This is a genomic window from Allobosea sp. GW822-FHT03F07 (assembly GCF_058801345.1).
This window is the reverse complement of record NZ_JBXAND010000003.1, coordinates 307,021-319,504: the sequence shown is the minus strand read 5'-3', so window position 1 is coordinate 319,504 and position 12,484 is coordinate 307,021. Positions and strand designations below refer to the sequence as shown.

Sequence of the window (12,484 nt, the reverse complement as noted above, 5' to 3'; positions counted from 1 at the left end):
GTAATCCCGTCGATTGGCACCGGGGACGTCGGCTCGCTCGAGGGAAGCCCTGTCCCCCCTGTCGACAAGCCACGCAAGCGCCACGCAAGGCCGGCGAGGCAGCTTGTCGACATGATACACCGCGCCTTCGCCATTGCGGGACTCGCAGCTTCGGCCTTCTCGGCTGCGCTGTTGCTGGCCTCCACCGCCGCCCAGGCCGATGGCTGCCAGGGCACAGCCTGCTACAACCTCGTCAAAACGCCGCCGACCTACGCCACGGTCGCGGAGCGGAAACTGGTGCGGAAGACGCAGACGCGCCGCCGCGTGGTCCCGGCCCGCTACGCCACCGTCACCGAAAAGGTGATGATCCAGCCGGCGCGGCAGATTCCCCACCACGTCGAGGGACAGTACTATTCGATCTCCGAGAAGGTGCTGATCGCTCCCGGCGGCCCGCGCTGGGAGATCACGACCGACATCCATGGTCGCACGACGGGTTGCTGGATCGAGGACGAGCCGCAATACGGATTTCGCCAGCGCCTCGTCGAATCCGCACCGGCCCGAATCGAGTACGAAACCATTCCCGCTGTCTACACGCAGCGGCAACGCCGGGTCTTGGTGCGGCCGGGCCGGGTCGTGAACGAGACCATTCGCGCGGGATATAAAACCCGCTATCGCAAGGTGCTGGTCAGCCCCGGCTCGGAGCACTGGCAGCGGGCCGGCCGCTGAGTTTCACGCGCCGCCCCTTTGACGTCGGAACAACTCACTTCATTCTGGCGCGCCGGCCTCCGACGGAGATCTGCGGGGGGTCAGGACCGCGTCCGGGGCGGCACCACCCCGCCGCTCGTGCCGAATGACGGCACGCATGGGAGACCGGGCGACCGCACGTTCGATCCCCGCAAAACCCGCTCAAATGCGAGCGATTCGCTTCACGCAAACGCAAACTGCGTGAATCCACAGCCCGCGCTCAGGCTGGTTAATTTTACCTTGTTTCCGCGTTTACCTTGCGTTCATCACTGTTTCCCGGCTTTCTCCGGCCAATGAGCGGCGCGCGACGTCGCACAGGGCTGGCGGGGCAGGTTCTCGGCATGATGCACAAGGTTCTCACCGTTTCGGCGCTCGCAGCCTCGGCCGTCTCGGTCGCGCTGCTGCTGGGCGCCACGGCCGCCCAGGCCGGCGGTTGCCGCGGCACGGCCTGCTACAATCTGGTCCAGACGCCGGCGGTCTACGACACCATCGCGGAGACGCAGCTGGTCCGAGAGGCGCAGACGCAGCGCCAGGTCATCCCGGCGCAGTACGATTACGTGACCGAAAACGTCGTGATCCAACCGGCCCGGCAGATCCCGCGTCACATTCCGGCAAGCTATTCCACGATTTCCGAGAAGGTGCTGATCGCGCCAGGCGGCAAGCGCTGGGAAGTCACCACCGACGCCTATGGCCGCACCACCGGCTGCTGGGTTTATGACCGGCCGCAATACGGCTTCCGCCAGCGCACCGTCGAGGTCACGCCGGCCACCGTCGAGTACGAGACCATTCCCGCTGTCTACACGCAGCGGCAGCGCCGGGTGATGGTGCGGCCGACCCAGGTCGTCCGCCACACCGCCCCGGCCGTCTACGAGACCCGGCATCGCAAGGTGCTGGTGAGCCCGCCCTCTCAGCACTGGCAGCGGGCAGGCTACTGAGCCTTACACACCAAGTTTTACTTGTAGACCCTTTGACTACGGAAAAGACCACTCATACCCCGGCTCACGCCGGGGTTTTTTTATGTTCAGGGCCCTGATGGGCTGACTCGAAAAGCCACCGCCGTCATCCTGGGCTTCGCGCAGCGAAGTCCCGGAATCGATTGTAAAGCCAACTCCTTCGAAAGGATCGGCCCTACGATGGATCCCGGAGTTGCGACGCTTGCGCGGCTTGTCCAGGACGACAGTAGAGGTCCGGAAGAAAAAGGCTGATGGGCCCCGCGACGATTGCCGCGCGATCTGCCTCGCCCTATCCTAGCCCGCCCATCAGCAGCGCGAGGACGCCGACGCCCAGCAGGAAGGCCAGCATGCGGGCGGGCATGCCGATCAGGACGCCCGGCGAGCGGCCGAGCGCGAAGCCGGCGACGATTTCGGAGAGGCCCAGCCCCAGCAGCACGATGACGAAAGGCGGGAAGCTGGCCGAGGGCGCGAGCCACCCCGCCTTGAACACGGCAGAGACGATCGCCCCGAGCGCGGCGCCGAACGCGACGAAAACCAGTTCGGCGCGCGAAAACCGCATGACGCCGATCAGCGCCGACGGAAGTTCTGGTTGCGCGGCGGGCCGCTCGGAGCGGGGCCGGCGGTCTTCTGGCGGAAGTTGATGCGGCCGCGATCGAGATCGTAGGGCGACATCTCCACGACGACGCGGTCGCCCGCGATGGTGCGGATGCGGTTCTTCTTCATCTTGCCGGCCGCATAGGCCAGGATCACATGCTCGTTGTCGAGCTTCACGCGGTAATTGCCGTCCGGCAGCACTTCGACCACCGTGCCGTCGAATTCGAGGAGTTCTTCTTTAGCCATCCCGTTGTCCTTCGTGTGCCCTTTGGCGCGGGGAGCGAACCATCTCTGGTCCGCTCCGGCTCTGGCGTCGCTGCGTCAGTTCGCGCGCCGCCGGGCGCCGTTGGTGCGTGGTTGCTGTGTTCTTTGCTGCAAGAACGCGACGCCGCCAAGCCCTTCCTTGGCCGAACCACCGTCTTTTCGCTGCGCAGGCTGTTCGCTGCGCTGCGGCCGATCGTTGCGCGGTGCATCATGGCGCTGGCCGCCGGCATGCTGGCCGTTGCCGCCATTGCCGGGCTTGCCACCATGACGCTGACCGGAGCGTTCGCCGTGCCGCTCCCCTTGGGGTCGGCCATGGTCGCGACCGCCGCCGCCCTGCTGGCCACGTCCGCCGCGACCCTGGTTCTGGGGCGGCTTCTTCGGCGTGCGTCCGTCCCAATAGGGCACCTCGCCGATCGGCGTGATGGCGACGCGGGTCAGCTTCTCGATCGCCGCGAGATCGCCGCGCTCTTCCGGCGTGCAGAAGGCGATGGCCTGGCCGGAGGCGCCGGCGCGCGCGGTGCGGCCGATGCGATGGACATAGGTTTCGGGCACGTTCGGAAGGTCGAAGTTCACGACATGGCTGATGCCGTCGACATCGATGCCGCGCGCCGCGATGTCGGTGGCGACGAGGATGCGCAGCTCGCCGTCGCGGAAGGCGCCGAGCGCCCGCTCGCGCTGGCCCTGGCTTTTGTTGCCATGGATCGCCGCCGCCTTGATGCCGGAGACCTCGAGTTGGCGGACGACCTTGTCGGCGCCATGCTTGGTGCGGGTGAAGACGATGGCACGCTCCATTTCCGGAACGCTCAGCGTTTTCGCCAGCAAGGCCGGCTTGTCGCCGGGATTGGTGAAGATGACTCGCTGGTCGATCTTTTCAGCCGTCGTCGCCACGGGGGCGACGGACACCTCGACCGGATCGGTCAGATAGGCCGAGGCGATCTCGCGGATCGGCTTCGGCATGGTCGCCGAGAAGAGCAGCGTCTGGCGCTCCTTCGGGATCAGCGTCGCGATCCGGCGCAGCGCGTGGATGAAGCCGAGATCCAGCATCTGGTCGGCCTCGTCGAGAACGAGGAACTCGATCTCGCGCAGCGAGACGGCGCGCTGGTCGACGAGGTCGAGCAGGCGGCCCGGCGTCGCGACGAGGATGTCGACATGCTGGCCGAGCGCACGGATCTGCTTGCCGACGGGCACGCCGCCGAAGATCACGGTCGACTTGATCGTGGTGAACTGCGCGTAGGTGCGGATCGAGGTCTCGATCTGCGCGGCGAGCTCGCGCGTCGGCGACAGGATCAGCGCGCGCACAGAGCGCGGCTGCACCCGGCGCGGGTTGTTGAGCAGGCGGTGCAGCAGCGGCAGCGAGAAGGCCGCCGTCTTGCCGGTGCCGGTCTGGGCAGCGCCGAGAAGGTCACGGCCCTTGAGAATCGGAGGGATAGCCTGCGCCTGGATCGGCGTGGGCGTGGTGTAACCTTCGGAGGCGAGCGCCTTGAGAAGCTGCTCGGCCAAGCCGAGGTCGGTGAATTGAGTCAAAACAGGTCTTTCCGGACGCCGCGACGCAAGGGGCACATGTGGGTATCGGCTGTGCCGCCGGATTGCGCCCGGCCTTGAATATTTGCTCTTTCCCGCCGGCGAACCGCTAAGCCACAGCGCCGGAAGGTGTCTCTTGTAAAGCCGGGCGGGCGCGAGGCGCCTGCCCGGTCAATGGTCGCTTCGTCTCAGGCGACGGCGAGGTTGCCGGCCGAGGACTTGCCGGTCTTGCGATCGGCAACGAGCTCGAACGACACGACCTGGCCTTCGACCAGTTCGCGCAGACCGGCGCGCTCGACGGCGGAGATATGGACGAACACGTCCTGGCCGCCGTTCTCAGGGGTGATGAAGCCGTAGCCCTTGGTGGCGTTGAACCACTTGACGGTGCCCTTGTTCATGGAAGGTAGTCCTTACGTTTCAGATCCGCGTATGTGGTGAAGACACGGCGCGGCGCGCGGACGCCTGCCGTGGTCTTGTAGTCGATGTGTGGTGGATCTGATTCGTGCCCGCCGACCGGGAGAACCCGCGCGGAGGATGGCCAGAACCCGGCCGCATCTCGTCTTACATGGGTGGAGCTAGCACAAATTGCAATGCGGGTCCAGCGACCCACTCAAACGCGAGTGACGGCGGGCTCGCAGGAGCCCGCCGTCCCGTCGTTTCGAAGCTCCCCGCTCAGCGCGGGCAGACGGCGCCGGTTTCGGTCCAGGCCTTGAGCAGCGCGCCGAACTGATCCTGCGTGCCGGGCGCGGGCTGACGCCCCGGACCCGGGCGCCAGGCCCAGCCGACCAGCGTATCCTCGGCGACATGCTTGATCAGCGCCGCGAAATCGCGGCTGCCGTTGCGGTTGGGGTCCTTGATCTGCTCGCAGATCTGGCCCAGCGTCTTGCCCTCCCAGGCCATCGAAGCTGGCGCCAGCGCCCAGTGGCCGTCGCCCGGCACGCGCGCCGGATCGAAGTTCTCCTTGCCGTGACAGGTCGAGCAGGCCATGCCCGGCGCGCCATGCCCATCCTTGCCGCGCACGACGAGCGGCTGGTGCAGGCGCTGCGCATCGGTCTGACGCGGGCGCTCGGTCGCCGGATGGCAGTTCACGCAGCGCGGATGCTGCAGGACCTTGCCCATCTCAGTGAAGAGCGCGGCCGAGCGCGCCTCGCGCTGGGCGATCGACTGGAAGCTCTCGACCGAGCGCAGCGTGCCAGCGGGCGGGGTCGGTGTCTGGGCCGTGGTGATGGCCGTGCCGGCTAGCGCGAGCCCGAGGCCCGCGACAGCGGCAAGAGCAGACTGTCGCAGCATCAGACCATCCCTCCGACCATCGGCAGCTGGCGCGGCCGGCCCTGACCGAGGCGGGCCAGCGCGTTGGCGACGGCGGGTCCGATCGGCGGCACGCCGGGCTCGCCGACGCCGGTCGGCTTCTCCGTGGAGGCGATGATCGCGACCTCGACCTCCGGCATCTCGTGGATGCGCAGCGAACGATAGCTGTCGAAATTGGTCTGGACCGGCTTGCCCTTGTCGAGCGTGAGCTCGCCATAGAGAGCATGGCCGAGGCCGAAGCCGATGCCGCCCTCCATCTGCGCGCGGATGACGTCGGGGTTGACGGCGATGCCGCAATCGATCGCGCACCAGACCTTGTGGACCTTCGGCTCGCCATCGGGGCCGACCGAAACCTCGGCGATCTGGGCCACATATGATCCGAAGCTCTCCGCCACGGCGACACCGCGCGCCCGGCCGTTGCCCGCATCGGGGCCGGTCCATTTCGCCAACTCGGCGACGGCCTTGAGCACACCGGCGAGGCGCGGCTCCTTGCCCATCAGGGCGAGGCGGCCGGCGACCGGATCCTGCCCCGCCGCCTGGAGCAGTTCATCCATGAAACACTCGACCGCATAGGCGGTGTGGGTATGACCGACCGAGCGCCACCAAAGAGTCGGTACACCGACCTTGGTCGCATGCACCTCGCAGCGGAAATCCGAGACCTCGTAAGGCAGCTCGTTCGCACCTTCGAACATGGTCGAATCGAGACCGTTCTTCGCGATCATCGGCTCGAAGAACGTGCCCAGGATGAAGGATTGCCCGACGATGCTGTTGGTCCAGGCTGTGATCTTGCCATCCTTCACGGCGCCGCGCATGCGATGGACGAAGAGCGGGCGATAATAGCCTCCCGTCAGATCGTCCTCGCGGGTCCAGACCAGCTTGACCGGCCGGTTCGGGCCGATCGCCTTGGCGACCATGGCGAGTTCGGCCGCCAGATGCTGGCTGACCTGGGCGCGCCGGCCGAAGGAGCCGCCGGCCAGCATGGTTTCAAGTTGCACCTTTTCGGGCGGGAGCCCGAGAATGGTGGCGATGGTCTGGTGTTCCGTCGTCTGGAACTGGCTGCCGAAGCGGGCGAGCGCGCCTTGCGCATTCCATTCGAGATAGCCGTCGAGCGGCTCCATCGGCGCGTGTGCCAGATAGGGAAAAACGTATTCCGCCTCGATCACCCGCTCCGCCTTGGCGAGCACCGCCTCGGCATCGCCATGGCTACCGGCAACCCTGCCCGGCGTGCGGACGAGCGCGCGGTACTCCGCGACGAGCTCGGCGCTGCCGCGCTTTTCGGCCTCGCTCTCGTCCCAGGTGACCTTCAGCGCCTCGCGGCCCTTCAGCGCCGGCCACATTCCCTGCGCATAGACGGCGACGCCCGAGCCGATCTGCTTGACGTCGATGACGCCCTTGACCTTGAGCGCCTCGGCCGCATCGAAGCTCGCGACCTTGCCGCCGAAGCGCGGCGGGCGCGCCACCACGACGGTCAGCATGTTCGGCGCGCTGATGTCGATCGTGAACTGGGTCTTGCCGCGGGCCTTGTCGGCGCCGTCGATGCGCTTCACAGCGCCTTCCTTGCCGATCAGCTTGAACTGGGACGGCTGCTTCAGCGGTGCGTCGGCGGGCGCCGGCAGCTTCGATGCGGCCTCGGCGAACTCACCGAAGCGGCCCTGCTTGCCGGAAGCATGCTTCAGCACGCCCTTGTCGATGGTAATTTCGCCGGCCGGCACCTTCCAGGCCTGAGCGGCGGCCTGAACGAGCATGGCGCGAGCGGTCGCGGCGGCCTTGCGGGTCTGTTCGAAAGAGTTGGCGATGGCGGTCGATCCGCCCGTGCCCTGCACGCCGAAGGCGAGATTGGCGTAGAGCTTGACGTCGGCGGGCGCATGCTCGGCCCGCATCTGGGCCCAATCGGCATCCATCTCCTCGGCGACGAGCGTCGCGAGCCCCGTGAACGGGCCCTGCCCGAACTCGATATGCTTGACCAGTACGGTGACGCTGTTGTCGGCAGCGACGCGGATGAAGGCGTTCGGCGCGAAGGTCACCGGACCGGTCGATTGGGCGCGAGCCGTCTTCGGCAGATGCATGGCGACGATGAGACCGCCGGCACCGGCGAGCAGCGAACGGCGCGAGAGATTGAGATCGTGCGCGGTCATGATCAGCCCTCCAGCGTGCGGGCGGCGGTGTGGATCGCCGTGCGGATGCGGGCATAGGTGGCGCAGCGACAGATATTACCGTTCATCGCGAGGTCGATGTCGCGGTCGCTCGGCCTGCGGTTCTCCTTGAGCAGGGCGACGGCGCTCATCACCTGGCCAGACTGGCAATAGCCGCATTGCGGCACGTCGAGCTTGTCCCAGGCGGCCTGCACGGCCTGCGCCTCCCTGCCGTCAATAGCCTCGATGGTGGTGACCTTGCCCTCAACCGCCGAGACCGGCGTGACGCAGGAGCGCACGGGCTGACCGTCGATCCAGACGGTGCAGGCGCCGCATTGCGCGACGCCGCAGCCGAATTTGGTCCCGGTCAGGCCGAGATTGTCGCGGATCGCCCAGAGCAGGGGCGTGTCGGCGTCGACATCGACGCTATGGGTGCGTCCATTGACGGTGAGCGTATGGGCCATGGCTGCCTCGCGGATATGAAAAGCCGTGTGAAGAACCGGAACGTCGCCCTGCCGCGGGGGTTACCTGGTAACCCGATCCGGCATAGCGTCGGCAGCGACCGCGAACATGGTCCGCGACCGCCAAAATAGACTGATTGGATCAATACAGTCTATTTGGTATGGTCGCGCAGAGTCTGGAATTCGTCAAGACTGAGAATGAGCACCTCACGAGATTGTTCCCCGGCTGCGCCGGACGAGGCGAGGACCCGCATCGAGCAGATCGCGGATGCGGCCTTAAGGCGTTTCGCGCGCTACGGCTTCAAGCGCAGCTCGATGGAGGATGTGGCGCGTGAGGCCGGCCTCGCCAAGGCGACGCTCTACCTGCATTTCAAGGGCAAGGACGACGTCTTCCGAGCGATGATGGAGCGTTGTGGCGCCCGGATCGCGGCGCTCTGCGATGCCGTGATGGCGCAGCCCTTGCCCTTCCCCGAAAAGCTGGAAGCGTTGATGCTGGCGCAGTTCGGCGCGAGCTATGCCGCCTTCGGCGACGGCGAGCACCTCGCCGAGCTCAAGGCCGTTATGGCGAGCATCGCACTGCGCGAGATCCAGGCCTTCGAAAGCATCTTCACCACCAATGCGACGAAGCTGCTGTCGGAGGCTGCAGGCAAGGGCGAGATCGTACTGGGATCACTGGCGCCCGAGGCGATCGTCGAGACGCTGTCCCAGGCCGCGATCGGCGCGAAGATGGGCCCGCCGCCTTCGCTGGAGACCTATGAGGCGAGGCTGCGGCAGATTGCGGCGCTCGCCGCACAGGCGGTGGCGAAGCGGTAGATTCGCCTTTATTCAAGCCGGACCATCGGCAGAGCACCCGAATGCAAATTTCCTAACTTGGGAAAATCCTTGTTCCCATTTTGGGAATACACTATTCTGACCGTCATGCAGGTGATCGCGCGCCGGACGCTTAGGGAATTCTGGGAGCGCGAGCCTCATGCCGAGATGCCGCTGCGGGTCTGGTACACGATCGCCGACAAGGCGAGTTGGGCGAGCCCGTCAGACATCAAGGCCCAGTTCGGCGCCAACGTCGATTTTGTCGCCGACAACCGTGTCATCTTCGACATCGGCGGCAACAAGTATCGGCTGATCGTCCACATCGCCTACGCCTATCAGCGTGTGCTCATCAAGTTTGTCGGAACCCACAAGGAATACGATCGAATCGACGCGGAGACTGTGTGATGCAGATGGATATGCGAGCGATCCGCACCGAAGCGGACTATGATTGGGCACTCGGCGAAATCGAGCGCTACTTCGAGCAGGAGCCGGCGCCCGGCACGCCGGAGGCCGAGCGCTTCGACGTGCTTGCAGGGCTCATCAAGCTCTACGAGGACGTGCATCATCCGATCGCCGCTCCCGACCCCATCGAAACGATCCGGCAATGGATGGCGACACGCGGCTTTAGCCAGGGCGATCTGGCCACGCTGATCGGTTCGAAGCCGCGAGCCTCGGAGATCCTCAACAGAAAGCGCGCGCTGACCATGGACATGGTGTTCAAGCTCAGCAGTTCATGGGGCATCCCCGCGGATGCGCTGGTCGCGCCTTACCCTCTGGCGGCCTGACCAGCGATCGGCGGCGGAACGCGCGCGCCTTAGCCTTCCTTGGCCCTGACAGCCCCCAGCGCCGCCTGCGCCGCCGCGAGCCGCGCGATCGGCACGCGGAAGGGCGAGCAGGAGACGTAGTCGAGGCCGACGCTCTCGCAGAAGCCGATCGAGGCCGGATCGCCGCCATGCTCGCCGCAGATGCCGAGCTTAATGCCGGGGCGAGCCTTGCGGCCGCGCTCGGCCGCAAGCTTGACCAGTTCGCCGACGCCTTCCTGGTCGATGGTGACGAAGGGGTCGGCTGCCAGGATGCCCTTACCGGTATAGGCGCCGAGGAAGGAGGCGGCGTCGTCGCGGGAGATGCCGAGCGTGGTCTGGGTCAGGTCGTTGGTGCCGAAAGAGAAGAACTCGGCGCTCTTGGCGATCTCCTCGGCCCGCAATGCGGCACGCGGCAGCTCGATCATGGTGCCGACCTGATAGGTCAGCTCGACCTTGCTCTCGGCGATCACCTCCTTCGCCATGGCGTCGATGCGCGCCTTGACGAGGTCGAGTTCGGCCACACCCATCACCAGCGGCACCATCACCTCCGGGATCACCGCCTTACCGGTTTCCTTGGCGGCGATCACTGCCGCCTCGAAGATGGCGCGGGCCTGCATCTCCGCGATCTCGGGATAGGCGATGGCGAGGCGCACGCCACGGAATCCGAGCATCGGGTTGAACTCGTGGAGTTCGGCGGCGCGGTGCTTCAGCGCATCCGCCGTGACGCCGAGTGCGCTCGCGACCTCCGCGATCTCCTTCTCGCCATGCGGCAGGAATTCATGCAGCGGCGGGTCGAGCAGGCGGATGGTGACCGGCAGCCCGCTCATGATGGTGAAGAGCTGGACGAAGTCCTGGCGCTGCATCGGCAGGAGCTTGGCGAGCGCGGCGCGCCGGCCCTTGTCGTCCTGGGCGAGGATCATCTCGCGCACCGACTGGATGCGGCCTTCGTCGAAGAACATGTGCTCGGTGCGGCAGAGCCCGATGCCCTCGGCGCCGAATTCGCGCGCGGTGCGGGCATCCTCCGGCGTTTCGGCGTTGGAGCGCACCTTGAGGCGGCGGACCTTGTCGGCCCAGCCCATCAGCGTCGCGAACTCGCCGGAAAGCTCCGGCTTCTGCATCTTGACCTCGCCGAGCAGCACCTGGCCGGTGCCGCCGTCGACGGTGAGGAAATCGCCGGCCTTGAGCGTGGTCGGGCCCACCGTGAGCGTGCCCTTGGCATAGTCGACGCGGATCTGGCCCGCGCCGGAGACGCAGGGCTTGCCCATGCCGCGCGCCACGACCGCCGCATGCGAGGTCATGCCGCCGCGCGTGGTCAGGATGCCCTCGGCAGCGTGCATGCCGTGGATGTCCTCAGGGCTCGTCTCGACGCGCACCAAGATGACCTTGCGGCCGCCCTTCTTGGCGGCCTCCGCATCGTCGGAGTTGAAGACGATCTCGCCGGCGGCGGCGCCGGGAGAGGCCGGCAGGCCGGTCGTCAAGATGCGGCGCTCGGCCTTGGGATCGATCATCGGGTGCAGAAGCTGGTCGAGCGCACCGGGCTCGACGCGCTGAACAGCCTCCTCCTGCGAGATCAGCCCTTCCGTGGCGAGTTCGACGGCGATCCGCAGCGCGGCCTTGGCGGTGCGCTTGCCGGAGCGGGTCTGCAGCATCCAGAGCTTGCCCTCCTGGATGGTGAACTCCATGTCCTGCATGTCGCGGTAATGCTTCTCGAGGATGCCGTAGATGCGACAAAGCTCGGCATAGGCCTCCGGCATCACCTTCTCCATCGAAGGCTTGTCGGAGCCGGCTTCCTTGCGGGCGGCCTCGGTGATGTCCTGCGGCGTGCGGATGCCGGCGACGACGTCCTCGCCCTGGGCGTTGATCAGGAACTCGCCATAGAGCGCGTTCTCGCCGGTCGACGGGTTGCGGGTGAAGGCGACGCCGGTCGCCGAGGTGTCGCCCATGTTGCCGAACACCATCGACTGAACGTTGACCGCCGTGCCCCAGGCGGCGGGGATGTTGTTCAGCTCGCGATACTTGATCGCGCGCGCATTCATCCAGGAGGAGAAGACCGCGCCGACCGCGCCCCAGAGCTGGGCCTGCGGGTCCTGCGGGAAGTCGGTGCCGAGCGCCTTCTTGACGATGTCCTTGTACTTGCCGACCAGCACCTTCCAGTCCTCGGCGCCGAGATCGGTGTCGAGATGCAGGCCCTTGCGCTCCTTATAGTCCTCGAGCGCCTCCTCGAAATGGCCGTGGTCGACGTCGAGCACGACGTTGGAATACATCGTGATGAAGCGGCGGTAGCTGTCCCAGGCGAAACGGGCATCGCCGGAGGCCTTCGCCACGGCCTCGACGGTTATGTCGTTCAGGCCGAGATTGAGGACCGTGTCCATCATGCCCGGCATCGAGGCGCGGGCGCCGGAGCGGACCGAGACCAGCAGCGGATTGGCTGGATCGCCGAAGGTCTTGCCGGTCAGCGCGGCCATCCCGTCGAGCGCCGCCTTGGCCTGTGTCTCCAACTCGGGCGGGAATTGCTTACCGTTGTCGTAGTACCAGGTGCAGACCTCGGTGGTGATCGTGAAGCCGGGCGGCACCGGCAGGCCCAGATTGCTCATCTCGGCGAGGTTCGCACCTTTGCCGCCGAGCAGGTTCTTCATGCCCGCCTCGCCCTCGGCCTTACCGTCGCCGAAGGTGTAGACCCACTTGCTGCCAGCCATCATCCCAGCCCTTTCACGTCTTCCAAGCCGAGCGCGAAACGCTTCGGCCAGAGAATGGTTCGTGTGCGCCGCAACAAAGTCGCCGCGCGGAGGTCATGCCGAAAAGCGCATGAACAATCAATGAGCGCTCGGCAAGAGGCGCACTTCGCCTCGGGTCCGCCCCGGCGACTTGAACAGCACGGATGCGACCCATATGATTGCGCCCAGGCGAGACGAGAC

At 66.5% G+C, this 12,484-nt stretch carries 13 protein-coding genes; 5 read left to right on the top strand and 8 right to left on the bottom strand.

The window, feature by feature from the left end; all coding sequences use genetic code 11:
• The first annotated feature begins 111 nt into the window (after positions 1–111).
• Positions 112–705: a hypothetical protein gene (locus AC1RMY_RS12905; protein ID WP_492864985.1), complete on the top strand. Its 594-nt coding sequence runs from the start codon at positions 112–114 to the stop codon at positions 703–705.
• A 359-nt stretch (positions 706–1,064) separates the two neighbouring features.
• The gene (locus AC1RMY_RS12900; protein ID WP_492864983.1) at positions 1,065–1,658 is read left to right on the top strand and encodes a hypothetical protein; all 594 of its coding nucleotides are present in this window, start codon (positions 1,065–1,067) and stop codon (positions 1,656–1,658) included.
• A 307-nt stretch (positions 1,659–1,965) separates the two neighbouring features.
• On the opposite strand, the gene AC1RMY_RS12895 is transcribed toward AC1RMY_RS12900, so the two are convergent.
• The 7 genes from AC1RMY_RS12895 to AC1RMY_RS12865 form a co-directional block, all read right to left on the bottom strand.
• Complete coding sequence (locus AC1RMY_RS12895; protein WP_492864981.1) at positions 1,966–2,235, bottom strand: hypothetical protein; 270 nt, start codon at positions 2,233–2,235, stop codon at positions 1,966–1,968.
• Positions 2,236–2,243: 8 nt separating this feature from the next.
• Entirely contained in the window at positions 2,244–2,516 is a 273-nt protein-coding gene (gene infA / locus AC1RMY_RS12890) for a translation initiation factor IF-1 (RefSeq protein WP_219185902.1), read from the bottom strand.
• 75 nt (positions 2,517–2,591) lie between these two features.
• Positions 2,592–4,058 (bottom strand): DEAD/DEAH box helicase, encoded by a 1,467-nt coding sequence (locus AC1RMY_RS12885; RefSeq protein ID WP_492864978.1) that lies wholly within the window; start codon positions 4,056–4,058, stop codon positions 2,592–2,594.
• Positions 4,059–4,243: 185 nt separating this feature from the next.
• Positions 4,244–4,453, bottom strand: coding sequence for a cold-shock protein (locus AC1RMY_RS12880; RefSeq protein WP_066724499.1), 210 nt, complete (start codon positions 4,451–4,453; stop codon positions 4,244–4,246).
• A gap of 274 nt (positions 4,454–4,727) precedes the next feature.
• The gene (locus AC1RMY_RS12875) at positions 4,728–5,345 is read right to left on the bottom strand and encodes an Isoquinoline 1-oxidoreductase subunit (protein WP_492864976.1); all 618 of its coding nucleotides are present in this window, start codon (positions 5,343–5,345) and stop codon (positions 4,728–4,730) included.
• Positions 5,345–7,498, bottom strand: a complete 2,154-nt coding sequence (locus AC1RMY_RS12870; protein ID WP_492864974.1) for a xanthine dehydrogenase family protein molybdopterin-binding subunit — start codon at positions 7,496–7,498, stop codon at positions 5,345–5,347. Before AC1RMY_RS12870 ends, AC1RMY_RS12875 begins: the two co-directional genes overlap by 1 nt.
• A 2-nt stretch (positions 7,499–7,500) precedes the next feature.
• On the bottom strand, positions 7,501–7,959 hold the full coding sequence (locus tag AC1RMY_RS12865; protein WP_492864972.1) for a (2Fe-2S)-binding protein: 459 nt from the start codon (positions 7,957–7,959) through the stop codon (positions 7,501–7,503).
• A 195-nt stretch (positions 7,960–8,154) separates the two neighbouring features.
• On the opposite strand from AC1RMY_RS12865, the gene AC1RMY_RS12860 reads away from it, so the two are divergent.
• From AC1RMY_RS12860 to AC1RMY_RS12850, 3 genes are all read left to right on the top strand, one after another.
• A complete protein-coding gene (locus tag AC1RMY_RS12860; protein ID WP_492864970.1) occupies positions 8,155–8,769 on the top strand; it encodes a TetR/AcrR family transcriptional regulator in 615 nt (204 codons plus the stop codon).
• A gap of 105 nt (positions 8,770–8,874) precedes the next feature.
• Positions 8,875–9,171 carry a type II toxin-antitoxin system HigB family toxin gene (locus AC1RMY_RS12855; RefSeq protein ID WP_492865315.1) on the top strand — a complete coding sequence of 99 codons (297 nt, stop codon included), beginning with the start codon at positions 8,875–8,877 and terminating at the stop codon, positions 9,169–9,171.
• Positions 9,171–9,551 (top strand): helix-turn-helix domain-containing protein, encoded by a 381-nt coding sequence (locus AC1RMY_RS12850; protein ID WP_492864968.1) that lies wholly within the window; start codon positions 9,171–9,173, stop codon positions 9,549–9,551. The genes AC1RMY_RS12855 and AC1RMY_RS12850 overlap by 1 nt, the downstream gene beginning before the upstream one ends.
• A gap of 29 nt (positions 9,552–9,580) precedes the next feature.
• On the opposite strand, the gene ppdK is transcribed toward AC1RMY_RS12850, so the two are convergent.
• Complete coding sequence (gene ppdK, locus AC1RMY_RS12845) at positions 9,581–12,268, bottom strand: pyruvate, phosphate dikinase (protein ID WP_492864966.1); 2,688 nt, start codon at positions 12,266–12,268, stop codon at positions 9,581–9,583.
• Between the last annotated feature and the right edge of the window lie 216 nt (positions 12,269–12,484).